Genomic DNA, 24,380 nt, shown 5'->3' on the forward strand with positions numbered 1-24,380 from the left:
GTCACTTCCGCCCGAACAGCTTCTCGATATCGCCATGGCCGAGCTTCACCCAGGTGGGCCGGCCATGGTTGCATTGGCCCGATCGCGGGGTCACTTCCATTTCGCGCAGCAGGGCGTTCATTTCCGCCACGCTCAGGATACGGCCGGCGCGGACCGAGCCGTGGCAGGCCATGGTCGCGGCGACCAGATCCAGCCGCTCCTTGAGCGACAAGGCGCTGTCATAGGCGGCAAGATCATCGGCAAGGTCGGAGACCAGCCCCTGCACATCGCCCTGCCCCAGCAGCGCCGGGGTCGCCCGCACCAGCATGGCCGAGGGGCCGAAGCGCTCCAGCTCCAGGCCGAATTCCTTGAGTTCGGCGACCCGCGCCTCCAGCCGGTCGCAGGCCGGCTCGTCCAGTTCCACCACCTCGGGCAGCAGCAACGCCTGCGACGCCACGCCCTGCCCCTCCATCGCGCGGCGCATCCGTTCCAGCGTCAGCCGCTCATGCGCGGCATGCTGGTCGACGATGACCAGCCCATCCTCCGCCTCGGCGACGATATAGGTGCGCGCGACCTGGCCGCGCGCGACGCCAAGCGGGAAGCTGTGCCCTTCGGGTGCGGGCGCGGCGGCGGGTTCGGCCCGCGCCTGAGGCGGCGGGGTCAGGAAATTCGGCCGCCGATCCCCGACGCCCTGATAGCCCGCGGGCGAGGATGGCGCGAACTGGCTGTAGCTGGGCGGCGCATAGGGCGTGGCCGCCGCCTCGAAGATCGGCATGGCGCCGATCGGCGTCGGCGACAGCGGCTCGGGCTTCCAGGCATTGAGCGCGGCAGGATCGGCATGCTGCACGGCGCGGAAGCCCTCCGCATCGAGCGCGCGACGCAGGCCCGAGACGATCATGCCGCGAATCAGCGCCGGATCGCGGAAACGCACCTCGGTCTTGGCGGGATGGACATTGACGTCCACCTCCAGCGGCGGGACGTCGAGGAACAGGGCGACGACCGGATGGCGATCGCGCGCCAGCATGTCGGCATAGGCGCCGCGCAGCGCGCCGATCAGCAGCCGGTCGCGGACCGGACGGCCGTTGACGAACAGATATTGATGATCGCCAACGCCCCGATTGTAGGTCGGCAGCGAGGCGACGCCGGAAAGTTGCACCCCGTCCCGCTCCAGGCTGACGATCACATGATTGTCGGCAAGCTGCCGGTCGGTGAGCGCGGCGACCCGCTCCTCGCGCGCCTCCCCCGCCTGCACGCCCAGCACGCGGCGGCCATCATGCTCGACCGAGAAGGCGACCGACGGATGGGCCATGGCAAGGCGGCGCATGACGTCGAGGCAGGCGGCATATTCCGACTTGGCCGAGCGCAGGAACTTGCGCCGCGCGGGCACCCTGGCAAAGAGCTGGTCGACGATGACGCGGGTGCCGGGCGGCAATGCGGCCGGCCCTTCGGCCACCAGCACGCCATTGTCGACGGTGCGGTTCCAGCCATCGGCGCCGCGCGGCCGGCTGTCGATCGACAGTCGCGCGACCGAGGCGATCGATGGCAGCGCCTCGCCCCGGAAGCCCAGCGTCGCGACATTCTCGATCGCGTCGTCGGGCATCTTGGAGGTGGCATGGCGTTCCAGCGCCAGGGCCATGTCCTGCGAATCCATGCCGCAGCCATCATCACTGACCTCGATCCGATCGAGCCCCCCGGACGACAGGCGCACGGCGATGCGCGTCGCGCCGGCATCCAGCGCGTTTTCGACGATTTCCTTGAGCGCGCTGGCGGGTCTTTCGACCACTTCGCCTGCGGCAATGCGATTGACCAGATGTTCGGGCAGACGGCGTATTGACATTGATTAGTGACTAGCCCAAGCGAGCGCTTTCCGCGAGCCGCGACCCCAAAAATATTCCAGCATAGATTTGGGCGGAACGGAGCGCGGACACGAACACTGCCGTCCCGGGAACCCGGGCGAAACAGGATGAAGCATGTCGATCTTCTCGCGCCTCTTCAAATTTTCTTCCCAGGACATGGCCATCGACCTGGGTACTGCCAACACCGTGGTCTATGTCCGTGGCCGCGGCATCGTCCTCAATGAACCTTCCGTGGTCGCGGTCGAGACGCTGAACGGCGTCAAGCGCGTCAAGGCGGTCGGCGACGATGCCAAGCTGATGATGGGCAAGACCCCGGATTCGATCGAGGCGATCCGCCCGCTGCGCGACGGCGTCATCGCCGACATCGACGTGGCCGAGCAGATGATCAAGCATTTCATCAACAAGGTGCATGGCGGCAAGCACAGCCCCTGGCGCGCGCCCGAGATCGTGATCTGCGTGCCGTCGGGTTCGACCAGCGTCGAGCGCCGCGCCATCCGCGACGCCGCCAGCAATGCCGGCGCCAGCCAGGTGTTCCTGATCGAGGAACCGATGGCCGCCGCAATCGGCGCCGACATGCCGGTGACCGAACCGATCGGCTCGATGGTCGTCGACATTGGCGGCGGCACCACCGAAGTCGCCGTGCTCTCGCTGCGCGGCCTCGCCTACACCACCTCGGTCCGCGTCGGCGGCGACAAGATGGACGAGGCGATCGTCAGCTTCGTGCGTCGCCACCATAATCTGCTGATCGGCGAAGCCACCGCCGAGCGCATCAAGAAGCAGTTCGGCGTCGCCCAGCCGCCCGAAGACGGCGTCGGCGAGACGATCCACATCAAGGGTCGCGACCTCGTCAACGGCGTGCCCAAGGAAATCAGCATCAACCAGGGCCAGATCGCCGACGCCCTGGCGGAGCCGATCAGCACGATCGTCGAAGGCGTGCGCATCGCCCTGGAAAACACCGCCCCCGAACTGGCGGCCGACATCGTCGATCAGGGCATCGTCCTGACCGGCGGCGGCGCGCTGCTCAAGGGGCTGGATGATGAACTGCGCGACGAGACCGGCCTGCCGGTCACCATCGCGGAAGATCCGCTGACCTGCGTCGCGATCGGCACCGGCCGCGCGATGGAGGATCCGATCTTCCGGGGCGTGCTGCAGACGGCCTGATCCGGGGGACATAGACGATGGCGCGGCCACCCAGCCGACGCCCCGGTCACAACCGGAAGGCGCAATATAGCCTCTTCGCCAGCTATGTGGTGGCGATGGCCGGGGCGGCAATCGGGCTGTTGCTGGTGGTGGTCGCGATGTTCGACCCTACCGGCTTCGCCGCCATCCGCACCGGCACGGCAGAACTCACGCGACCGCTGTCCACCGGCATGAAACGCATGGTGGGCGGCGTCAGTTCGATCGACGAAGTGCTGGCTGCCTATTGGCAGGCGGGCTCGCAGAATGTCGGCCTGCGTCGGCAGGTCGAGGCGGATCGCAACCGTATCATCGAAGCCAAGGGCATCGCGCAGGAAAATGCACGGCTCAAGAAGCTGTTGAAGCTGGTAGACGAGGACAGCAGTGCGCTGCTGTCGGCGCGCCTCATCAGCTCCTCGGCCAGCAGTGCTCGCCGCTTCGCCCGCCTCAACGCCGGCAACTGGCAGGGCGTGCGTCCGGGCATGCCGGTGCGCGCCGCCGAAGGGCTGATCGGCCGCGTCCATACCACCACGCCCAACACCGCCGAAGTGCTGCTGCTGACCGACACGAGCAATATCGTGCCGGTGCGCCGGGCCAACGACAATGTCCCTGCCATCTCGACCGGCGGCGGCGACGGGTCGCTGGAAATTCGCGCGCTCGCAGCCGGGCGCAATCCGTTCAAGCCGGGCGACCTGCTGGTAACGTCGGGGATCGGCGGCATCTATCAGCCCAACATCCCGGTCGCTGTCGTCGTTCGCACCCAGGGCGAGATTGCCTATGGCGTGCCGCTCGCCAATCCGACCAAGGTGGATGCCGTGGTGGTCGAGCGCGCCTTCGAGCAGGTCGTCACCCGCCCCGATCCGGGTGCGGCAACCAATAGTGATCCCAATGGCCTGGCGGCCGGCAACGCCGCGACGCCATGATCGACCGCAATCTGCCGCCCGTCCCTCGCCTGGGCCGCCACCCTTCGCGCTGGCGCCTGGCAGGAACGCCGGTGATCACCGTAATGCTGGGATCGACGCTGACCATGTTGCCGGTGATCGCCCAGTCACCGGTGATGCCGCCGTTCGGCCTGCTGATCCTGCTCGCCTGGCGGCTGCTGCGGCCGGAGCTGTGGCGCGTCTGGATCGGCCTGCCGCTCGGCCTGTTCGATGACATGATGAGCGGCCAGCCGATCGGCTCGGCCATGTTCCTGTGGACCATGATGCTGATCGGGATCGACGCGATCGAGCATCGGCTCGTCTGGCGCAGCTATCGTCAGGACTGGTTAATCGCGACCATGGCGATTATCTTCTGCCTCGCCGGCGGCGTATTCTTCGCGCGGATTACCGGCGGAGGTTCTGTGAAACTGTTGTTGGTCGCGCCCCAAATGCTCTGGACGATATTGCTCTTTCCCTTCGTCGTCCGGCAATGCGCCCGGATCGACCGCTGGCGCGTGATGGCATGAAATTCCCGACGCCCAAGCGCAAGATCGTCACCGAAGCCACCCAGAGTTTCACCTTCAGCCGCCGGGCCATGGTGGTCGGCGGGTTGCAGGGCGCCATCGGCGCGCTGCTGGTCGGCCGCATGGGCTGGATCAGCATTGCCGAAAATGAGAAATATCAGCTCCTGTCGGAGAGCAATCGCGTCAACCTGACGCTGATCCCGCCGCGGCGCGGCTGGATCATCGATCGCAACGGCCGGCCGCTCGCCAACAACCGCACCGATTTTCGCGTCGACCTGATCCCGCAGCGGATCGTCGATGCCGAGGCGACGGTTCGGCATCTGGCGCAATTGCTGTCATTGCAGCCCGACGATGTCGATCGGATCAAGGAGGAACTGGACAAGTCTGCCGGCTTCCGCCCGGTCCAGGTCGCCGACAAGCTGACCTATGACCAGTTCGCCGCCGTCTCCGTCCGCCTGACCGACCTGCCGGGCGTAGCGCCCAGCCAGGGCTTTTCGCGCCATTATCCCGCCGGCGCCACAGTCGGGCATCTGCTCGGCTATGTCGGCGCAGCGACGGCGGAGGATTATAAGAAGCGCAAGGATCCGCTGCTCATCACGCCAGGCTTCAAGGTCGGCAAGGACGGGCTGGAACGCGCCTATGACGAACATCTGACCGGCAAGCCCGGGGCCAAGCGGGTCGAGGTCACGGCGCGCGGCAAGATCGTGCGCGAACTGACCACCCGCCCCGACACGCCCGGCAACCCGATCAAGCTGACGATCGACGCGGGCCTGCAGGAATATGCCGGCCGGCGCCTCGCCACCCAGAGCGGCGCGGTGGTGGTGATCGACTGTCAGAATGGCGACGTGCTGGCCTGTGCATCGATGCCCAGTTTCGACCCCAACAGCTTTTCCGATGGCATCAGCCATCTGGAATGGGACATGCTGTCGAAGGACGATCACGTCCCGCTGCGTAACAAGGTGCTGCAGGGCCTCTATCCGCCCGGATCGACGGTCAAGCCGATGGTCGCGCTGGCGCTGCTGGAGGCGGGCGTATCGCCGGCCGAGACGGTCAGCTGCGGCGGCGCGATCCGGGTCGGCAATACGCTGTTCCATTGCCACAAGAAGCGCGGCCACGGCCCGCTCAACATGCGCGGCGCCATCGCCCAGAGCTGCGACATCTATTTCTATCAAATGGCCCAGCGGATCGGCATGGACCGGATCGCCAGCATGGCCCGCCGCGTCGGCATGGGCCAGCGCTTCGACCTGCCCTTCCCCAGCCAGAGTTACGGCACGGTCCCAGACCCGGCATGGAAGCTCAAGAAATACAACCAGAAATGGCAGGTGTACGACACCGTCAATGCGACCATCGGCCAGGGCTATATGCTCATCAATCCGCTGCAGATGGCGGTGATGGCGGCGCGGCTGGCGACCGGGCGGCAGTTGATGCCCAATTTCCTGCATGGTGCAGCCCGGCCCGAACCCGCGCTGGTCGGCGTGCCGGAGGAACATCTGGTGACGATCCGCGACGCGATGAGCGCGGTGGTCAACGGCGGCGGCACGGGCGGCGCGGCGCGCATGAGCATTCCCAATGTCCTGATCGCCGGCAAGACCGGCACCGCGCAGGTCCGGCGCATCACCATGGCCGAACGCGCTGGCGGGGTGCGCGGCAATGCCGGCCTGCCCTTCAAGCTGCGCGATCACGCCCTGTTCCAGGGCTTCGCGCCGTTCGACAATCCCCGCTATGCCATCGCCTGCATCATCGAGCATGGCGGCCATAATATCCGCAACGAAGATGCGCCGATGATCGCCAGCGACACCATGTCCTATCTGTTCGATCCGCAGAAGGCGATGGAGAAGCTGGTGACGCTGGAAAAGGGCTGGGGCGGCACCCCGGCCGAACGCCAGGCCCGGCAGATGGCCGCCTTCCGCCTGGCCAAGGCGATCGAGAAGGGGCAGGCGCCGCCACCCGCCGCTGCGGCCAATGGCAGCGAGCCGGCCAATGCGGCCGCGCCCGCCGCCAGCCCACCATCGCCGCCAGCCCCCCCGGCGGAGGCCGATGACGGCAACGACCTCCCCGCGCCCCCCGGCCCTGGAACTCCGTAATGAGCATCATCCCCCAGTCCGTCACCGAATTCCCCTGGCGCGTGCTGGGCCTGCTTGGCGCGATCGCGATCTTTGGAACCCTGGTGCTCTACAGCGCGGCAGGGGGCAGCATCACGCCCTGGGCCATCAACCAGGGTGTGCGCTTCGTCATCTTCGCCGTCATGGCGCTGGTGCTCAGCCGCATACCGCTGGAACTGTTCGCCCGCTTTGCCTTCCCGGCCTATGGCGCGGTGCTGATTTCATTGGTGCTGGTCGAGCTGATCGGCGGCGTTGCCGGCGGCAGCCAGCGCTGGATCAACCTCGGCTTCATGCAATTGCAGCCGTCGGAATTCATGAAGCCGATCATCGTGCTGGCGGTCGCCCGCTTCTACGCAATGCTGCCAGTGGGGGAAATCCGCCGCTGGAACGCCATCTGGCCTGCGCTGGTGCTGATCGGCGTTCCCTGGGCGCTGGTGCTGGTCCAGCCGGATTTGGGCACTGCCACGATGATTCTGGCAGGGGGCATCACCGTCATGTTCCTGGCCGGCCTGCCGCTGCGCCTGTTCATCGGCTCCGGCCTCACCGTCGCCGCGATCATCCCGATCGCCTTCAGCTTCCTGCACGATTATCAGCAGAAGCGCGTCCTGATCTTCATGGACCCGGAAAGCGATCCGCTGGGCGCGGGCTATCATATCAGCCAGTCGAAGATCGCGATCGGATCGGGCGGCATCTGGGGCAAGGGCTTCCTCCAGGGTACGCAGAGCCATCTCCAATATCTGCCCGAAGGCCATACCGACTTCGTCTTCGCCACCATGGCGGAAGAATGGGGCATGGCCGGCGGCGTATTCCTGATCGGCGCCTTCATGCTGCTGTTCCGCTGGGGTATCCGCGTGTCGCTGCGCACGCCGGACAAGTTCGCGCGACTGGTCGCGGCGGGCCTGACCACCACCATCTTCTTCTACATGGCGATCAACCTGATGATGGTGATGGGCCTGGCCCCCGTGGTGGGCATACCCCTGCCCTTCATGTCCTATGGCGGATCGTCGATGCTGACGGTCATGCTGTGCGTGGGCATCATCATGTCTATCGACCGCTCCACCCGCCGAGCGACACGCGTCGGCAACTGGGCCTGAACCGACGTCTCGAGAAAAAATTGTGCGATAACGCAATTTACTGTTTGCAGAATCAAATGTGACTGCTAACAGCCCGCCCACACCGAAGCGATCAGCCACCAAAACTGACCGACATCGGAACGGACGCATAGCTCAGTTGGTAGAGCAGCTGACTCTTAATCAGCGGGTCCTTGGTTCGAGCCCAAGTGCGTCCACCAAATCCTGCATCGGCCTGATGCAGGGTCGATCCCCCGGCGGATCGCTTATAGGCCAGTGTGGACGCATAGCTCAGTTGGTAGAGCAGCTGACTCTTAATCAGCGGGTCCTTGGTTCGAGCCCAAGTGCGTCCACCATCCCCTTCCCAAGTGATCGATATTCCAACAGTAGCTTAGTACGCCCGAGTGAACGGATACCGGCCTTAACTTCGCACTTTTCCTGCACATTCTGATATCTTTGTGCGACGGCGGGAAAGAAAATTTCCGGCACCCACTCCTCTGCTCGATTTTCTGCCTAGCATGTCGACGGCATTGCAGGACAGATCAGAGCCAATGAGCGGAACCGCTTGCAGCGGCGCACAAGGCCCACCAGAGCCACATCGGCAACATAGAGAGACGAGGGGGCCAAAGAGGCCCCAATGGCGCTCACAGGAGCGCTAAACGCTTCAAATCAAAAGAGCCGCGATCCGTTGGGCACGGGCTTGTCGGGCGCGAACAGCATGACGGCGCCAGCCGCGTCGGCGAAGCCCAGGGTCAGCACTTCCGACATGAACTTGCCGATCTGGCGCGGCGGGAAATTGACGACGGCGGCGACCTGGCGACCGGGCAGGTCTTCCAATGCATGGTTTTCGGTGATTTGAGCGCTCGATTTCTTCTGGCCGATTGCCGGGCCGAAATCGATCAGCAGTTTGTAGGCGGGCTTGCGCGCCTCCGGATAGGGTTCGGCCGCAACGATCGTGCCGACGCGGATATCCACTTTGAGGAAATCGTCGAAGCCGATCGGGTCGACGGCGGGGGCGCTGGGGTCGTGGGTCAGGTGCATGCGGGCGTCTCCTGCTCCTCCCCGCTGGCGGGGAGGTGTCGGCAAAGCCGACGGAGGGGGCGTGCCGCAAACGCAAAGCCGCGTCCAGAGGCATCCCCCCTCCACCACTTCGTGGTCCCCCTCCCCGCTCCGGGGAGGAATGCTTACTCCAGTTCGAGGATCACCGCGTCCACCGGCAGGCTCTCGCCCTGGGCGGCCGACACGCTCTTCACCGTGCCCGCCTTGCCGGCGCGCAGGATATTTTCCATCTTCATCGCCTCGATCACGGCGAGCGGCTGGCCGATCTCGACCTTGTCGCCCTGCTTGACGTTGAGCGCGACCAGCAGGCCGGGCATCGGGCAGATGAGGAACTTGGAGAGATCTGGCGGGATTTTCTCGATCATATGCGCGGCATAGGGCGCAGCATGGGCCGGCAATATGCGCAGCTTGTGGCTGGCGCCATGCGCCGTTAGCACGAAGCCCGACCGCATCGGCGCGATCCGCACCGCCAGCTGCTCCTCGCCAAATTCCGCCTCGATCAGGCGATCGCCCGGCGTATATTCCAGCGCCATGTCGATTGCTTCGCCATCGACCGTCACCTCGTCGCCGTCGATCACCACGTCATGGATTGCGTCGCCGATCTTCACCTGCCAGCCGGTCGGGGGGCTGAGGCGCTTGCCAAGCTGCCCGTCGATGCGGCGGGCGCGGTCGGCCTGAGCCATGGCAGCGAAGGCACCGATCGCCGACAGGCGCTGGAGCAATTCCGGTGACGCAGGCGCGCCATGGAAGCCCTCGGGATATTCCTCGGCGATGAAGCCGGTGGTGATGTTGCCGGAGCGGAAGCGCTCATGCTGCATCAGGGCGGAAACGAAATCGATATTATGGCCCGGCCCCTCGATCTCGAACTTGTCGAGCGCCTCGATCTGCTTGTCGATGGCTTCGAGGCGCGTAGGCGCCCAGGTGATGAGCTTGGCGATCATCGGGTCGTAGAAGATCGACACCTCGCCGCCTTCCTGCACGCCGTCGTCCACGCGGATCAGTGCGCCGCTCTCATCCGTGCCGGTTTCGGGCGGATTGTAGCGGATCAGGCGGCCCGTCGACGGCAGGAAGCCGCGATAGGGGTCTTCGGCATAGACGCGGTTTTCGATCGACCAGCCGTTGATCTTCACATCGGCCTGACCGAAGCTCAGCGCCTCGCCATTGGCGACGCGGATCATCTGCTCGACCAGATCGACGCCGGTGATTTCCTCGGTGACGGGATGTTCGACCTGAAGCCGCGTGTTCATTTCCAGGAAGTAGAAGCCGTCGCCGGTCTTGTCCTCGCCGCTGACGATCAGTTCGACCGTGCCGGCGCTGAAATAGCCGACCGCGCGCGCGAGGGCGACGCACTGCTCACCCATCTTCTTGCGCATCTCCGGCGACACGAAGTGCGACGGTGCTTCCTCGACCACCTTCTGATGACGGCGCTGGATCGAACATTCGCGTTCATTCAGGTAGACGATATTGCCATGCTGGTCGCCCAGCACCTGAATTTCGATATGGCGCGGGCTTTCGATGAACTTCTCGATGAAGACGCGATCATCGCCGAAGCTGTTCAGCCCCTCGCGCTTGGTCGCCTCAAAGCCTTCGCGGACATCCTGCTCGGAGTAGGCAAGGCGCATCCCCTTGCCGCCGCCGCCGGCCGATGCCTTCATCATCACCGGATAGCCGATCTCGTTGGAGATCTTCACGGCATGTTCGGTGTCGTCGATGACGCCGACATAGCCGGGCACGACATTGACGCCGGCTTCCATCGCCAGCTTCTTGGACTCGATCTTGTCGCCCATGGCCGCGATGGCGTTGGCGGGTGGGCCGACGAAGATGATGCCCTCGGCGTCCAGCGCCTTGCGGAAGCTTTCGCGCTCGGAGAGGAAGCCATAGCCCGGATGCACGGCATCGGCGCCGGTGGCCTTACACGCCTCGATGATCTTGTCGGCCACCAGATAGGATTGGGCGGCGGGCGGCGGACCGATATGGACGGCTTCATCCGCCATCAGCACATGCGGCGCGCGGGCGTCGGCATCGGAATAGACCGCGACGGTCTTGATGCCCATTTTCTTGGCCGTGCGCATGACACGACACGCAATTTCGCCACGGTTCGCGATCAGGATCTTGGTGATTGCCATTTCAGTCCTTGCCCTTTTTTATTTGCTGGCAGCTCTTTGCTCTAGGATCTTTTCTTCGACGCTTTTGCGATAAGCGCTGGCTTCGAGAGCGACATATGAAGCAGCCATATATTTCGCTTCATCAGGCTCGATACCGTTCATCAAGTTTGCGTCTGCAATTTCAGCGACTACCCATCGATCGAATTTGTCGCGGCATTCAATTTCCGCGATTTCAACGGTTATCGCTGGACCTACATTACGTCTGGACAGTTCAATCGCAGTTTGAGTGACGCACGATTTCCATTCATCACGCAGGTTCAGCAACTGCCCGCCAGCAGCCAAAAGAAGGACCGAAAATATCATCACAAAGTGCAATCCACCTTCGTCATGCCGGACTCGATCCGGCATCCCGCTTTCTTTCCGCGCGACGGCAAAGAAGAAGCGGGACCCCGGATTAAATCCGGGGTGACGAAGGCGGGCGCGAATTTCACTCAGCCGCCTCCAGTTCGACCTTCACTTCGGCCTGCATCGGCACGACGCCCAGCTTCGCGAACAGCGCCGCGTCGGCATTGTCGCCGGCATTGGCGGTGGTCAGCAGCTTGTCGCCGGTGAAGATGCTGTTCGCGCCGGCCATGAAGCAGAGCGCCTGGCAGCTATCCGACATGCTCTCGCGGCCCGCAGACAGGCGCACCATACTTTCGGGCATCACGATCCGCGCGACCGCGACCGTGCGGACGAACTCGATCTCGTCGATCTTGGCGAGCGGGGTATCGGCCAGCATATTGCCCAGCACGGTGCCCTTGACCGGGACCAGCGCGTTGATCGGTACGCTCTGTGGATGGACCGGCAACACAGCCAGCGCGTGGAGGAAGCCGACGCGGTCCTCGCGCGCCTCGCCCATGCCGACGATGCCGCCCGAGCACACGTTGATGCCCGAATTGCGGACATTTTCCAGCGTCACCAGCCGGTCGTCGAAGGTCCGGGTGGTGATGACCTTCTCATAATGTTCGGGCGAAGTGTCGATATTATGGTTGTAATAATCGAGACCTGCGTCCGCCAAGGTCTTGGCCTGCTTTTCGTCCAGCATCCCCAGCGTCATGCAGGTTTCCATGCCCATCTGGCGCACGCCCTTCACCATCTCGACGATGGCGGGCATGTCGCGATCCTTGGGGTTGCGCCAGGCCGCGCCCATGCAGAAGCGCGAGCTGCCCGCGTCCTTTGCCTGCGCCGCTGCCTGCATCACCGCCTGCACGCTCATCAGCTTTTCGGCCTTCAGGCCGCTCTCCGCCGAGGCCGACTGGTTGCAGTAGCCGCAATCCTCCGGGCAGCCGCCGGTCTTGATCGACAGCAGGGTGGACAGTTGCACCTCGTTACGCGGGAAGTTGGCGCGGTGGATCGACTGCGCTTCGAACATCAGGTCGCCAAACGGCAGGTCGAACAGCGCGGCGATTTCCTCGCGCGTCCAGTCGTTGCGGGCGGTCAGGGTGCAGGGGGTATTCATTTACGCAGCTTCCTCTAGCCCCGCCGGGGGCATGTTGTGGCCGAGCAGGCGCAACACATCGGCAGCGCACTCCACGACATTGGAACCCGGCCCATAAATGCCCTGAACCCCTGCGTCACGAAGATAGTCATAATCCTGCGGCGGGATCACACCGCCCGCGATCACCTTGATGTCGCTACGGCCGTGATCGCGCAGCCGGTTGATGAGTTCCGGGATCAGCGTCTTGTGCCCGGCGGCCAGCGACGAGGCGCCGACCACATCGACGCCACTGTCGAGCGCGAGCACCACCGTTTCCTCCGGCGTCTGGAACAGCGGCCCGGACACCACATCGAAACCCATGTCGCCGAAGGCGGACGCGATGATGTTGGCGCCCCGGTCGTGCCCGTCCTGCCCCATCTTGGCGACGAGGAGTTTGGGCTTGCGGCCGAGGCGCCGTTCGACGGCCTGCACCCCGTCGAGAACCTGTTTCCAGCGGCTGTCATCCTTATAGGGCGCGCCATAGACGCCCTTCACCGGCGTGGGCTGGGTGCCATAGCGGTTGAAGCTGTCTTCCATGGCGGCGGAAATTTCGCCCAGCGTGGCGCGCGCGCGGGCGCACTCGACGGCATGGGCGAGAAGATTGGTCTCGATCGACTGCGGCGCGGCGGCGGCCTCGCGGAGCGATTGCAGCGCAGCCTGGCAGGCATCCTCGTCGCGCTCGGCCTTCACCCGGTTGATGCGGGCGATCTGCGCCTCGCGGACCTTGGTGTTGTCGACCTCCAGCGTTTCGAGCAGGTCTTCGCTCGCCAGGCGATATTTGTTGACGCCGACGATGACATCCTCGCCCCGGTCGACGCGCGCCTGACGGGCGGCGGCGGCGGTCTCGATCATCGCCTTGGGCCAGCCTGCACCCACGGCCTTGGCCATGCCGCCTTCGGCTTCCACGCGGTCGATAATCTCCTGCGCGGCGTCGACCAGCTGCTGGGTCAGCGCCTCGATATAATAGCTGCCGCCCAGCGGATCGACGACATTGCACATGCCGGTCTCTTCCTGGATGACGATCTGCGTATTGCGCGCTATCCGGGCGGAAAAGTCCGTCGGCAGCGCGATTGCCTCGTCCAGCGCATTGGTGTGGAGCGACTGGGTGCCGCCCAGCATCGCCGCCATCGCCTCGATCGTGGTGCGCATGACGTTGTTGTAAGGGTCTTGCTCGGTCAGCGACACGCCCGACGTCTGGCAATGGGTGCGCAGCATCTTGGAGCGCTCATCCTGCGCGCCAAGCTTGGTCATCACGCGATGCCACAGCACGCGCGCTGCGCGCAGCTTGGCGATCTCCATGAAGAAGTTCATGCCGATGGCGAAGAAGAAGCTCAAACGCCCGGCGAACTTGTCGATGTCGAGGCCGCTCGCCACGCCATAGCGGACATATTCCGCGCCGTCGGCGATGGTGAAGGCCAGTTCCTGCACCTGCGTCGCGCCGGCTTCCTGCATATGATAGCCGGAGATGGAGATGCTGTTGAACTTGGGCATCTCGCGCGAGGTGTAGCCGAAAATGTCCGAGATGATCCGCATCGAGGGTTCGGGCGGGTAGATATAGGTGTTGCGGACCATGAACTCCTTGAGGATGTCGTTCTGGATGGTCCCGTCGAGCAGCTTGCGCTCGACCCCCTGTTCCTCGCCCGCGACGATGAAGAAGGCGAGGATCGGGATCACCGCGCCGTTCATCGTCATCGACACGCTCATCTTGTCGAGCGGAATGCCGTCGAACAGGATCTTCATATCCTCGATCGTGTCGATCGCGACGCCCGCCTTGCCGACATCGCCGACGACGCGGGGATGGTCGCTGTCATAGCCGCGATGGGTGGCGAGGTCGAAGGCTACCGATAGCCCCTTCTGCCCCGCCGCCAGGTTACGGCGGTAGAAGGCGTTGGATTCCTCGGCGGTCGAGAAGCCCGCATATTGGCGGATGGTCCAGGGGCGCCCCGCATACATGGACGCGCGCACGCCGCGCGTGAACGGCGCAAAGCCCGGCAGGCCCGGATCGACGGTCACGTCCTGGGCCGTGTAGAGCGGCTTCACCACGATACCTTCGGGGGTATCCCAGTTCAGATCTTTGCCCTTCACTTCCTTGGCGGCAGCGGCGGCCCACTGGTCCAATGTCGGCTTCTCGGTCATGCGTGTCCTATCCTACCCATTCGTCACCCCGGCCTTGAGCCGGGGTCCCGCTATCTTCATCCCACTTGTTGAAAAGAAGCGGGATGCCGGATCAAGTCCGGCATGACGTAATTCAATGCGCGCCGTCCTTCGGCGTCTCCATGATCTCGGTCAGCACCCCGTTCATGTCCTTGGGGTGGACGAAGAAGATCGGCGTGCCATGGGCGCCGATGCGCGGTTCACCGAGCACCTTCTTGCCCAGCCCCTCGAACCAGGCCTTGGCCGCCATGATGTCGGGCACTTCATAGCACATATGATGCTGCCCGCCGGCCGGGTTCTTGGCGATGAAGCCATGGATGGGCGAGTTCTCGCCCAGCGGCTCGATCAGCTCGATCTGCGTGCCCGCGGTTGGTCCATTCGGGCCATTCTCGCCCGGCGTATCGACGAAGCATACCTTCACCCCCTGCGCCGGCAGGTCGAACGGCTCATGCGTGATCGTCGCGCCCATGATGTCGCGATAATAGGCCAGGCTCGCCGCCAGCGAAGGCGTCGCGATGCCGATATGGTTGAGACGGCCGAGTTTCATGGTTTCACCTACTTCGTCACCCCAGCGAAGGCTGGGGTCTTGTGCCTTAATGGACCAGACAAGCCGCCCGAGATCCCAGCCTGCGCTGGGATGACGACCCTACGGGCCGTCACAGCGGAATATTGTCGTGCTTCTTCCAGGGGTTCTCCAGCGCCTTGTTGCGCAGCTTGCGCAGGCCCAGCGCGATCCGCTTGCGGGTCGAGTGGGGCTGGATCACCTCGTCGATGAAGCCCTTGCTTGCCGCCACGAAGGGGTTGGCGAAGCGGTCTTCATATTCCTTGGTCTTTTCCGCGATTTCCTCCGGCGTCTTGCCCCGGAAGATGATCTCGACCGCGCCCTTGGCACCCATCACCGCGATTTCGGCGGTCGGCCAGGCATAGTTCAAGTCGCCGCGCAAATGCTTGGAGGACATGACGTCATAGGCGCCGCCATAGGCCTTCCGCGTGATGATGGTGATCTTCGGCACGGTCGCCTCGGCATAGGCGAACAGCAGCTTGGCGCCATGCTTGATGATGCCCGAATGTTCCTGCGCGGTGCCCGGCAGGAATCCTGGCACGTCGACGAAGGTGACGATCGGGATTTCGAACGCATCGCAGAAGCGCACGAAGCGGCCGGCCTTCTTCGACGAGTTGATGTCCAGCACGCCGGCCAGCACCATCGGCTGGTTGGCGATGATGCCCACGGTCTTGCCCTCGATCCGGCCGAAGCCGCACAGGATATTGCCCGCATGCGCCGGCTGCACTTCGAAAAAGTCGCCTTCGTCCACGACCTTGCGGATCAGCTCATGCATGTCATAGGGCTGGTTGGCATTGGCCGGGATCAGCGTATCGAGGCTGTCCTCCAGTCGGTCCCACGGGTCGGCGCTCGGCCGCTCGGGCACCGGCTCCTTGTTGGACGCGGGCAGGAAGTCGACGAAATCGCGCACCGCCAGCAGCGCCTCGATATCATTCTCGAACGCCACGTCCGCCACGCCCGACTTGGTCGTGTGGGTGATCGCGCCGCCCAGTTCCTCCTGCGTCACCACTTCGTTGGTGACGGTCTTGACCACGTCAGGCCCGGTCACGAACATGAAGCTGCTGTCCTTCACCATGAAGATGAAGTCGGTCATCGCCGGCGAATAGACTGCGCCGCCCGCGCACGGCCCCATGATGACGCTGATCTGCGGCACCACGCCCGACGCCAGCACATTGCGCTGGAAAATCTCGGCATAGCCGGCGAGCGAAGCGACACCCTCCTGGATGCGTGCGCCGCCGCTGTCGTTGAGGCCGATCACCGGCGCGCCCACTTTAAGCGCCATATCCATGATCTTGCAGATCTTCATCGCGTGCCGTTCCGACACCGCGCCGCCATAGACGGTAAAATCCTGGCTGAAGACATAGACGAGCCGGCCGTTGATCGTGCCCGATCCGGTGACGACGCCGTCGCCCGGAATATGCTGTTCGTCCATGCCGAAATCGATGCAATTATGCTCGACATACATGTCCAGCTCTTCAAAGCTGTCCTCGTCCAGCAGCACGTCCAGCCGCTCGCGCGCGGTCAGCTTGCCCTTTCCATGCTGCGCGTCGATGCGGCGCTGGCCGCCACCCATGCGGGCGCCTTCGCGCTTGGCTTCCAGCTGTTCGATGATGGCGAGCTTCGACATGAAAGGCTTCTCTCCAAATCCGTGGCGCCAATAGCTTGGCTGACGCCACCCTGCCCCAATCCCTACGCAGCCCCATGCAAAGTTCGCAAATGTAAATTTGCCAATTTGCAAATCGCGACTTCGCAAATTAGGGTAAGGATTATGGCACGCGGCAACCGTATCTTCGCAGGTCCACGCCTGCGCCAGCTGCGCCTGGACCATCGCATGGACCAGGCGACGATGGCGCAGGCGCTGGGCATATCCGTATCCTATCTCAGCCAAATGGAAAATGACGATCGCCCGCTGACCGCCAAGGTCAAGGCCGCGCTCGCCAACGCCTTCCCTACCGACTGGGCCAGTTTCGACAGCCGCGAGGATGAGCAACTGCTCGGCGCCTTCGCCTTTGCCCTGTCCCATCCCGAACTGCCCGGCCCGGCGCTGGAGCCGGAACGGATCGAGAAGCTGCACCTGCAATTTCCCGAATTCGCCGCCCGCTATGTCGATCTCTACAACGCCCATATGCGCGCCAATGAGCGGATCAACATGATCGAGGAGGCGATCGCCAACGATCATGAGGTGCAGGCCCGTCTGCCCTGGGAAGCGGCGCGCGACTGGTTTCACGAGGCCGGCAATTATGTCCACGCCATTGACTGCCTGGCCGAGGAAATGGCGGAAAGCTTCACCCAGGGCCAGACGCTGGACGAGGGCATGCTGGTCGAGGCGCTGGCCCGCCGTCACGGTATCGAAACGCTGATCGCCGAGACGCCCGATAGCGCGCTGCGCGCCTATAGCGCCGCCGACAAGCGGCTGTTCGTCAATGCCGCCCTGCCGACCGAAAGCCGCAAGTTCATGCTCGCCCACCAGTTGATGATGCTAGAGGGACAGGCAGTGATCGCCGATGTCGTCCGCAAGGCCGGCCTGCCCGTTACAGGCGCCGACCGGCTGCTGGCGATCGGCCTTGGCAATTATGCTGCCGGCGCGCTGCTGATGCCCTACGCCGCATTTCGCGAGGCGGCACGGGCGATGCGCCATGATATCGACCGGCTGGCCCGCACCTTCGGCGTCAGCTTCGAACAGGCCTGCCACCGCCTGTCCACGCTGCAACGGCCGGGCCTGCGCGGTATCCCCTTCTTCTTCTGCCGGGTCGACATGGCCGGCAACATCACCAAGCGCCACAGCGCCACCCGCCTGCAATTCGCCCGCTTCGGCGGCGCCTGCCCGCTGTGGAACGTGCATGAGGCGGTGGCCGTGCCCGACCGCATCAACGTGCAGCTTGGCGAGACGCCGGACGGCGTGCGCTATGTCTCGATGGCCAAGGGACTGGTGAAGCCGTCCGGCAGCTACCAGCGCACCCCGCGCCGCTTTGCCGTGGTGTTGGGCTGCGAGGTCGCCCATGCGGCCAATTTCGTCTATGCCGACGGCCTGCATCTACAGGAGGAAGGGGCTGCGACGCCGATCGGCATCACCTGCCGCCTCTGCTCGCGCCAGAGCTGCGACCAGCGCGCCTTCCCACCCGCCGACCGCCCGATCCATGTCGACCCCGACAATCGCCAGATCGTGCCCTACTGGATCGGCTGAGCGGGATTGCGGCGGGGAGCACGCTGGCGGGCGTCGCTCCCCTCGGGCAGCGCCCTACCCATATCGCTGGAGCAGCCGACCCGATTGCACCGGTTCGGCTGCTCCAGTTTTTCGTTTTGCGCGTTTTCCGAGCCAGCAGACGATCCGTCTACTTGGAAAATCTCTAGCTACCCTTGCTGCCCATTGCGTCCTCCAGCGCTTCGAGCGCATCGCCGACGGTGAAGCTCGCCGGCTTCTGCCGCGGCGGGAAGTCGTTGAACGTGGCGAGCACCTTGCCGACCGCCTCCTGAATGGGCACCAGCACATAGGACCGCCGATAGGTCCAATCCAGGTAATTGATACCGTCCGACGACTTCTCATATGGATCGATCTGGAGATCGAAGATCATCGGCGCGCGCAGCGTCCTGAACGGGTTGCGCCAGACTTCGAAGCCGATCGCATCCTGGACCATGAAGTGCGCCTTGACCCGTTTGCCGCGCACCGCCAGCAGGTCGCCGTCGTCGCTGAAGTAGAGGAAGCCCTTGCGAGCGCTATCCTTCGCCTTGCCCGACAGATAATCCGTCTCATCAAAGCCATCGAGATGCACCTTGAAGCTCGTGTCGCCGACCTTCGTGCCCTGGAGCAACTGGTCCTTGACTTCAGGGTTCCAGGCCGCGGCAACCAGCGTCGGGAACCAGTCCTCGGCGGACATGAGCCCCTTGAACACCGAACCCGGCTTGACCACGCCCGGCCAGCGGATCATCGCGGGCACACGCCAGCCGCCGTCCCAGTTGGTGTTCTTTTCGCTGCGGAAGGGGGTCGAGCCGGCGTCCGGGAAGAGACACTGCATCGGGCCGTTGTCGGTGGTGTAGATGACGATGGTATTCTCGGCCAGGCCCTCCTTGTCGATGAAGTCGAGTACCTCGCCTACGGTGTCGTCATGTTCGACCATCCCGTCGGCATAGAAGCCGAGGCCGGTCCGGCCCTTGTTCTTCGGGTTCGGGTGGGTGAAATTGTGCATGCGGGTGGTGTTGAACCACACGAAGAAAGGCGTATCGGCCTTGACCGCGCGCCCGATGAAGTCGCTGGCCTTCTCGAACACTTCGTGATCGATCGTTTCCATGCGCTTCTTGGTCAACGGACCGGTATCCTCGACCGACTGGCCGCCCTTGCCGTCGGCCTTGCAATGGAGCACCCCGCGCGGGCCATATTTTTTCTTGAATTCCGGATCTTCCGGATAGTCCTCATTCTCCGGCTCTTCCTCTGCATTGAGGTGATAGAGGTTGCCGAAAAATTCGTCGAAGCCGTGTACGGTCGGCAGGAACTCGTCGCGATCGCCGAGGTGGTTCTTGCCGAACTGCCCGGTCGCATAGCCGAGCGGCTTGAGCAGTTGCGCCAAGGTCGGGTCTTCCTTTTGCAGGCCGAGGTCCGCGCCCGGCAGGCCGACCTTCGACAGCCCCGTGCGGAACGGCATCTGCCCGGTGATGAACGCCGCACGGCCAGCGGTGCAGCTCTGCTGTGCGTAATAATTGACCAGCTTACCGCCCTCGACGGCCAGCCGGTCTATGTTTGGCGTGTCGTAGCCCATCACCCCGTTGTTGAACGAACTGATGTTTCCGTAGCCGATATCATCGCCGAAGATGACAAGAATGTTAGGCTTTCCCGTGGGCATCAGTGATCTCCTCGACATAGTTGCGCAGGAGGATAGGTTACCCCACCAAGGCCGATATCAGGCGTTATATGGATTTCTCCAAAGGAAACCCCCTATTGTGCAATCGGACGGCCCAGTTGCAGGCGCCAGGCTGGCCGATGACACATATTCGACATTTTCATCGACGCGGAGACATCGCTGATCCTGCCATATTCGCAAATCGGTTGGGCAAAACGGAAGCGGAATAGACGGCTTTTGGGCGCCTCCATCCAACGCGGGTGAATATGTTCATGCAGGCACACCCCGCCCTCATTCCACCAGCGCCTCGTCCAGATAGTCGAGGAAGGCGCGTATTCGCGCCGCCGTGCGGTCTTCCGCGGCATAGAGGGCGTGGATATCCTCGCCGTCGCCGGGATTATAGTCGGCGAGCACTTCGACCAGTCGGCCAGCCCTGATGTCGCTGGCGACATGGAAATGGCCGTGCCGGGCGATGCCGCCGCCCGCGACCGCCATCTGCCGCACCACCTCGCCCGAATTGCCGTAGAAACTGCTCTGCACCGGCCGCTGCACCAGTTTTCCGCCGATGCGGAACGGCCAGCCGTCGATCGAGCGGCGGAAGCTGAAGCGCAGGCAATCATGATCGTCCAGATCGTCCGGCGTCTGCGGCGTGCCGCGCCGGGCGAGATAGACGGGGCTCGCCACCAGCACCATCGCGCTATGGCCCAGCTTCTTGGCCCGCAGGCTGGTGTCGCGCAGCGGACCGATACGGATGGCGATGTCGGCCCGCTCCTCGACCAGATCGACGATCGTGTCGGACAGGGTCAGGTCCACCGTCACCGCCGGATAAAGTTCACGGAAGCCGGGCAGGATCGGGATCAGGCATTCGATGCCGAAGGAGGGCGAAGCGTTGATCCGCAGCAGCCCGCGCGGCGTCGTGCGATCTTCACCAAGCCCCGCTTCCAGCGCCATCATGTCGCCCAGCAGCACTGCCATACGGTCGCGATAGGTAACGCCCTCCGGCGTCAGCGCCAGCGCGCGAGTGGTCCGCCGCAACAGCGTGACGCCCAGCCGCTGCTCCAGCCGGGCGATCGATCGGCTGACCGCCGACGGCGTCAGCCGCAGCGCCTTGGCAGCGGCCGCCAGACTACCCTCGCCCGCCACCATCAGGAAGGTTTCGATGTCGCCGAACCGATTATCCATGATTTCAAATCACTTCTGAAATGCCAAAGTGCAATCTAATCACCAATGATAAATAGTCTATCTTGGTGTCAACGTCGCTGTCACTTTTCAGAGGAATGCACCATGGATCTTCAGCTTTCGGGCAAGACCGCCCTCGTCACCGGATCGACCGCCGGCATCGGCTTCGCCATCGCCAAGCGCCTGGCTGAGGAAGGGGTCGAGGTCGTCATCACCGGCCGCAACCAGGCCAAGCTGGATGCTGCCACCGCCGACCTGGCGCAGGCCGGCACCATCCGTCCGGTCCTGGCCGATCCCGCGACCGCTGCGGGTGCCGACGCGCTGATCGCCGCCGTCCCGGACATCGACATCCTGGTCAATAATCTCGGCATCTACGAGGCCAAGGACTTCACCGACATCACCGACGCGGACTGGCACCATCTTTTCGAGGTCAATGTCGTGAGCGGCGCCCGCCTTGCCCGCCATTATTTCCCGAAGATGCTGGCGAAAAATTGGGGCCGTGTCCTGTTCATCGCCAGCGAAAGCGGCCTGCTGCCGCCCGCCGAGATGATCCATTATGGCATGACCAAATCGGCCCAGCTCGCCATTTCGCGCGGCCTGGCCGAACATACGCGCGGCACCGGCGTCACCGTCAATTCGGTGCTGCCCGGCCCGACGCGCTCGGAAGGCATTGTCGAGTTCATCCGCTCCGTGGTCGAGAATAAGGACGCGTCCGAAGCCGAGCGCGAGGCCGAATTCTTCACCAGGCTGCGCCCGCTCTCGCTGATCAAGCGGTTGATCGAAGCCGATGAAGTTGGCGCGATGACCGCCTATCTCGCCAGCCCGCTGGCCGCCGCCACCAACGGCGCGGCCGTCAAGGTCGAAGGCGGCATGGTGCCCACGATCTACTGACGGTCCAGCGCCAACCTCCCAAAAAAAACGGCGGTTGGCGCGCGCCTCCATCACAATCCTGCTTGTGGCAACTGGCCCTGTCGCTCGTTTCTTCCTCTGATTATGAGGATGGAAATGAGCGATACGGACTGCCTGCCCACCATCGACCAGGCGCTGGAACAGGATGGCTATGTCCGCCTGGCCGGCGCCGACCTGTTGCGCCAGCTGGATATCGGCGCGGCCGACTGGGCGCCCTTTGCCCGCAGCTGGGACGATCTTGGCCCCGATCTCTTCATGGCCGATGGCGGCCGTTATCGCCGCCGCCGCCACGCCACCTTCCATTGCGCCGCCGGGCAGTTCAGCCGCCAGCCGCACCAACCCCATTATCAGAGCCGCGACTATAACCCGCTGAACGGCGACGTGCAGCGCTGGTTCGATCCGGTCGAGGAGGCCACGATCGCACTGCCGGTGACGCAGGCGCTGCTGGCCTTTTGCGCCGGCCATTTCGATCCGGCGTCATCGGGCGACTGGCATGTCGAGATGCACCAGTTCCGGATCGAGGCGAAGCCGGGTGAGCTTGGCCGTCCCACGCCCGAGGGCATGCACCGCGACGGCGTCGACCGGGTCTTCGTGATGCTGGTCGAGCGGCGCAATGTGCGCGAGGGCGTCACCCGCATCGGCGCCGCCGACGGCACGCCGATGGGCGAATTCACCCTGGCCCAGCCGGGCGACGCGATGCTGATCGACGACCACCGCATCTTCCACGGCGTGACCGAGATCCACGCCGTCGATCCCGCCCAGCCTGCTTGGCGCGACGCGCTGGTTTTGACGTTCCAATCCTCCCCGGCACGGGGAGGTGGCATCGCATAGCGATGACGGAGGGGGATGGCCCGACGGCACACCCCTCCCCCCTGGCTTCGCCAGCGGTCCCCCTCCCCGCAAGCGGGGAGGATTACTTCAGCAGCACCAGCTCTTCTGCCATGCTGGGATGCAGCGCCACGGTATCGTCGAAATCCTGCTTGGTGAGTCCCGCCTTCACCGCGACGGCCGCTGCCTGCAGGATTTCCGGCGCGTCCGGGCCGATCATGTGCAGGCCGATTACCTTGTTGGTGGTCGCGTCCACGACCATCTTGTAGAGCGCCCGCTCATCGCGCCCGGCCAGCACATTCTTCATCGGCCGGAAGTCGGAGGTATAGACCTTCACCGTGCCATATTTGTTCTTGGCCTGCGCTTCGGTGAGGCCGACGCCGGCCAGCGGCGGATGGCTGAACACGGCCGAGGGCACGCAGCTATAGTCGACGGTGCGCGGATTATCGCCGAATACCGTATCGGCAAAGGCATGGCCCTCGCGGATCGCTACCGGGGTCAGTTGCAGCCGGTCGGTAACGTCGCCCACCGCATAGATGCTCTCGCAGCTGGTGCGGCTATATTCGTCGACCTTGATCGCGCCCTTCTCGTCCAGCTCGACTCCCGCTTTATCCAGCCCCAAGCCGTCGGTATGCGGCTGGCGGCCGGTGGCGAACAGTACGATATCGGCCGCGACCGGATCGCCGTCCTTGAAGCGGACGCACAGCGTCCCGTCCTCATTTTTCTCGATCTTTTCCATCTGCGCGTTGAAGCGGAAGTTGATCCCCTTCATGGTCGATATCTGGAGCAACCGATCGCGGATCTGTTCGTCATAACCGCGCAGCAGCGTGCTGCCGCGATTGACCATCGTCACATGGCTGCCAAGCTGGTGGAAGATACCGGCAAATTCATTGGCGATATAGCCGCCGCCGACGATCACGATGCGCTTGGGGCAATCGTCCAGATGGAACACCTCGTTGGAGGTGATGCCATGTTCGGCGCCCTCCACCTCGGGGATCAGCGGCCAGGCGCCGGTCGCGACCAGGATGACCTTGGCCGTCACTTCGCGCCCACTGGCAAGCGCGACCTGATGCGGCCCGGTGATCGTCGCGCGTTCCGCGATCAGCTCGACCTTGTGGCTGCCCAGCGTGTTCTTGTAGAGTCCTTCGAGCCGGTCGACCTCGCCCAGCACATTGTCGCGCAGCGTCGCCCATTCGAAACCGCAGTCCGGCACGTTCCAGCCAAAGCGGCGGGCGTCCTTCAGATCCTCGGCGAAATGCGCACCATAGATGAGCAGCTTCTTGGGCACGCAGCCGCGGATGACGCAGGTGCCACCGACGCGAAATTCCTCGGCCACCGCGACCTTGGCGCCATGCGCCGCCGCGACGCGCGACGCGCGCACGCCGCCCGATCCTGCGCCGATGACGAAAAGGTCGAAATCATAATCGCTCATGCCAGTCTCCGCTCGGCGCACTATCTTGCTTGGCGGCGGATATGGCGGCTGGACGGCGCAGTTACAAATGGGAATTTCCTCCCCGCCTGCGGGGAGGGGGACCATGCGCATCATGGTGGAGGGGAGGCGCCGCCAGCCCGGCGGAGAAGGCTAGCCCCCTCCACCGGCCTGCGG

Annotated in this window: 19 protein-coding genes and 2 tRNA genes; 10 read left to right on the forward strand and 11 right to left on the reverse strand. The window is 64.2% G+C overall.

Features of this window, described 5'->3' with window-relative positions:
• Nucleotide 1: 1 nt before the first annotated feature.
• Entirely contained in the window at nt 2–1,816 is a 1,815-nt protein-coding gene (mutL, locus tag GGQ90_RS05985; RefSeq protein ID WP_188081290.1) for a DNA mismatch repair endonuclease MutL, read from the reverse strand.
• Between the two features lie 133 nt (nt 1,817–1,949).
• On the opposite strand from mutL, the gene GGQ90_RS05990 reads away from it, so the two are divergent.
• The 7 genes from GGQ90_RS05990 (at nt 1,950) to GGQ90_RS06020 (ending at nt 7,983) form a co-directional block, all read left to right on the forward strand.
• Entirely contained in the window at nt 1,950–2,996 is a 1,047-nt protein-coding gene (locus tag GGQ90_RS05990) for a rod shape-determining protein (protein WP_004212359.1), read from the forward strand.
• 17 nt (nt 2,997–3,013) lie between these two features.
• Nucleotides 3,014–3,934 carry a rod shape-determining protein MreC gene (gene mreC, locus GGQ90_RS05995; protein WP_188081291.1) on the forward strand — a complete coding sequence of 307 codons (921 nt, stop codon included), beginning with the start codon at nt 3,014–3,016 and terminating at the stop codon, nt 3,932–3,934.
• A complete protein-coding gene (mreD, locus tag GGQ90_RS06000) occupies nt 3,931–4,458 on the forward strand; it encodes a rod shape-determining protein MreD (RefSeq protein WP_188081292.1) in 528 nt (175 codons plus the stop codon). Before mreC ends, mreD begins: the two co-directional genes overlap by 4 nt.
• Complete coding sequence (gene mrdA / locus GGQ90_RS06005; RefSeq protein ID WP_188081293.1) at nt 4,455–6,539, forward strand: penicillin-binding protein 2; 2,085 nt, start codon at nt 4,455–4,457, stop codon at nt 6,537–6,539. Before mreD ends, mrdA begins: the two co-directional genes overlap by 4 nt.
• A complete protein-coding gene (rodA, locus tag GGQ90_RS06010) occupies nt 6,539–7,651 on the forward strand; it encodes a rod shape-determining protein RodA (RefSeq protein WP_188081294.1) in 1,113 nt (370 codons plus the stop codon). The genes mrdA and rodA overlap by 1 nt, the downstream gene beginning before the upstream one ends.
• Before the next feature lie 121 nt (nt 7,652–7,772).
• Nucleotides 7,773–7,848 (forward strand) — tRNA-Lys (locus tag GGQ90_RS06015).
• Between the two features lie 59 nt (nt 7,849–7,907).
• Nucleotides 7,908–7,983 (forward strand) — tRNA-Lys (locus GGQ90_RS06020).
• Between the two features lie 313 nt (nt 7,984–8,296).
• Here GGQ90_RS06020 and GGQ90_RS06025 read toward each other — a convergent pair.
• The 7 genes from GGQ90_RS06025 to GGQ90_RS06055 all read right to left on the reverse strand — a co-directional run bounded on the left by GGQ90_RS06025 (nt 8,297) and on the right by GGQ90_RS06055 (nt 16,653).
• Nucleotides 8,297–8,668, reverse strand: a complete 372-nt coding sequence (locus GGQ90_RS06025; RefSeq protein ID WP_188081295.1) for a tRNA-binding protein — start codon at nt 8,666–8,668, stop codon at nt 8,297–8,299.
• A gap of 143 nt (nt 8,669–8,811) precedes the next feature.
• Nucleotides 8,812–10,812 (reverse strand): acetyl-CoA carboxylase biotin carboxylase subunit, encoded by a 2,001-nt coding sequence (locus GGQ90_RS06030; protein ID WP_188081296.1) that lies wholly within the window; start codon nt 10,810–10,812, stop codon nt 8,812–8,814.
• A gap of 18 nt (nt 10,813–10,830) precedes the next feature.
• On the reverse strand, nt 10,831–11,199 hold the full coding sequence (locus GGQ90_RS06035) for a hypothetical protein (RefSeq protein ID WP_188081297.1): 369 nt from the start codon (nt 11,197–11,199) through the stop codon (nt 10,831–10,833).
• A 79-nt stretch (nt 11,200–11,278) separates the two neighbouring features.
• Nucleotides 11,279–12,292: a biotin synthase BioB gene (bioB, locus tag GGQ90_RS06040; protein WP_188081298.1), complete on the reverse strand. Its 1,014-nt coding sequence runs from the start codon at nt 12,290–12,292 to the stop codon at nt 11,279–11,281.
• A complete protein-coding gene (scpA, locus tag GGQ90_RS06045) occupies nt 12,293–14,446 on the reverse strand; it encodes a methylmalonyl-CoA mutase (RefSeq protein WP_188081299.1) in 2,154 nt (717 codons plus the stop codon).
• A gap of 112 nt (nt 14,447–14,558) precedes the next feature.
• Nucleotides 14,559–15,011, reverse strand: coding sequence for a methylmalonyl-CoA epimerase (gene mce / locus GGQ90_RS06050; RefSeq protein WP_188081300.1), 453 nt, complete (start codon nt 15,009–15,011; stop codon nt 14,559–14,561).
• A gap of 109 nt (nt 15,012–15,120) precedes the next feature.
• Nucleotides 15,121–16,653: an acyl-CoA carboxylase subunit beta gene (locus GGQ90_RS06055; RefSeq protein WP_188081301.1), complete on the reverse strand. Its 1,533-nt coding sequence runs from the start codon at nt 16,651–16,653 to the stop codon at nt 15,121–15,123.
• A 141-nt stretch (nt 16,654–16,794) separates the two neighbouring features.
• Here GGQ90_RS06055 and GGQ90_RS06060 point away from each other — a divergent pair, with 141 nt between their 5' ends.
• Nucleotides 16,795–18,210, forward strand: coding sequence for a helix-turn-helix domain-containing protein (locus tag GGQ90_RS06060; RefSeq protein ID WP_188081302.1), 1,416 nt, complete (start codon nt 16,795–16,797; stop codon nt 18,208–18,210).
• Between the two features lie 163 nt (nt 18,211–18,373).
• Here GGQ90_RS06060 and GGQ90_RS06065 read toward each other — a convergent pair whose 3' ends face one another.
• Nucleotides 18,374–19,861 (reverse strand): arylsulfatase, encoded by a 1,488-nt coding sequence (locus tag GGQ90_RS06065; protein WP_223178112.1) that lies wholly within the window; start codon nt 19,859–19,861, stop codon nt 18,374–18,376.
• Between the two features lie 288 nt (nt 19,862–20,149).
• On the reverse strand, nt 20,150–21,040 hold the full coding sequence (locus tag GGQ90_RS06070; protein WP_188081304.1) for a LysR family transcriptional regulator: 891 nt from the start codon (nt 21,038–21,040) through the stop codon (nt 20,150–20,152).
• A gap of 102 nt (nt 21,041–21,142) precedes the next feature.
• Here GGQ90_RS06070 and GGQ90_RS06075 point away from each other — a divergent pair, with 102 nt between their 5' ends.
• The gene (locus tag GGQ90_RS06075) at nt 21,143–21,928 is read left to right on the forward strand and encodes an SDR family NAD(P)-dependent oxidoreductase (RefSeq protein ID WP_188081305.1); all 786 of its coding nucleotides are present in this window, start codon (nt 21,143–21,145) and stop codon (nt 21,926–21,928) included.
• 114 nt (nt 21,929–22,042) lie between these two features.
• Entirely contained in the window at nt 22,043–22,777 is a 735-nt protein-coding gene (locus GGQ90_RS06080) for a 2OG-Fe dioxygenase family protein (RefSeq protein ID WP_188081306.1), read from the forward strand.
• A gap of 82 nt (nt 22,778–22,859) precedes the next feature.
• On the opposite strand, the gene gor is transcribed toward GGQ90_RS06080, so the two are convergent.
• A complete protein-coding gene (gene gor / locus GGQ90_RS06085; RefSeq protein ID WP_188081307.1) occupies nt 22,860–24,206 on the reverse strand; it encodes a glutathione-disulfide reductase in 1,347 nt (448 codons plus the stop codon).
• Nucleotides 24,207–24,380: the final 174 nt, after the last annotated feature.

Source organism: Sphingobium scionense, from assembly GCF_014197035.1.
GTDB classification, from domain to species: Bacteria; Pseudomonadota; Alphaproteobacteria; order Sphingomonadales; family Sphingomonadaceae; genus Sphingobium; species Sphingobium scionense.

Excerpts from the sequence above, each read along its gene's own strand:
- mutL (WP_188081290.1), bottom strand. The coding sequence starts at position 1,816 with ATGTCAATACGCCGTCTGCCCGAACATCTGGTCAATCGCATTGCCGCA.
- GGQ90_RS05990 (WP_004212359.1), top strand. The coding sequence starts at position 1,950 with ATGTCGATCTTCTCGCGCCTCTTCAAATTTTCTTCCCAGGACATGGCC.
- mreC (WP_188081291.1), top strand. The coding sequence starts at position 3,014 with ATGGCGCGGCCACCCAGCCGACGCCCCGGTCACAACCGGAAGGCGCAA.
- mreD (WP_188081292.1), top strand. The coding sequence starts at position 3,931 with ATGATCGACCGCAATCTGCCGCCCGTCCCTCGCCTGGGCCGCCACCCT.
- mrdA (WP_188081293.1), top strand. The coding sequence starts at position 4,455 with ATGAAATTCCCGACGCCCAAGCGCAAGATCGTCACCGAAGCCACCCAG.
- rodA (WP_188081294.1), top strand. The coding sequence starts at position 6,539 with ATGAGCATCATCCCCCAGTCCGTCACCGAATTCCCCTGGCGCGTGCTG.
- GGQ90_RS06025 (WP_188081295.1), bottom strand. The coding sequence starts at position 8,668 with ATGCACCTGACCCACGACCCCAGCGCCCCCGCCGTCGACCCGATCGGC.
- GGQ90_RS06030 (WP_188081296.1), bottom strand. The coding sequence starts at position 10,812 with ATGGCAATCACCAAGATCCTGATCGCGAACCGTGGCGAAATTGCGTGT.
- GGQ90_RS06035 (WP_188081297.1), bottom strand. The coding sequence starts at position 11,199 with ATGCCGGATCGAGTCCGGCATGACGAAGGTGGATTGCACTTTGTGATG.
- bioB (WP_188081298.1), bottom strand. The coding sequence starts at position 12,292 with ATGAATACCCCCTGCACCCTGACCGCCCGCAACGACTGGACGCGCGAG.
- scpA (WP_188081299.1), bottom strand. The coding sequence starts at position 14,446 with ATGACCGAGAAGCCGACATTGGACCAGTGGGCCGCCGCTGCCGCCAAG.
- mce (WP_188081300.1), bottom strand. The coding sequence starts at position 15,011 with ATGAAACTCGGCCGTCTCAACCATATCGGCATCGCGACGCCTTCGCTG.
- GGQ90_RS06055 (WP_188081301.1), bottom strand. The coding sequence starts at position 16,653 with ATGTCGAAGCTCGCCATCATCGAACAGCTGGAAGCCAAGCGCGAAGGC.
- GGQ90_RS06060 (WP_188081302.1), top strand. The coding sequence starts at position 16,795 with ATGGCACGCGGCAACCGTATCTTCGCAGGTCCACGCCTGCGCCAGCTG.
- GGQ90_RS06065 (WP_223178112.1), bottom strand. The coding sequence starts at position 19,861 with ATGCCCACGGGAAAGCCTAACATTCTTGTCATCTTCGGCGATGATATC.
- GGQ90_RS06070 (WP_188081304.1), bottom strand. The coding sequence starts at position 21,040 with ATGGATAATCGGTTCGGCGACATCGAAACCTTCCTGATGGTGGCGGGC.
- GGQ90_RS06075 (WP_188081305.1), top strand. The coding sequence starts at position 21,143 with ATGGATCTTCAGCTTTCGGGCAAGACCGCCCTCGTCACCGGATCGACC.
- GGQ90_RS06080 (WP_188081306.1), top strand. The coding sequence starts at position 22,043 with ATGAGCGATACGGACTGCCTGCCCACCATCGACCAGGCGCTGGAACAG.
- gor (WP_188081307.1), bottom strand. The coding sequence starts at position 24,206 with ATGAGCGATTATGATTTCGACCTTTTCGTCATCGGCGCAGGATCGGGC.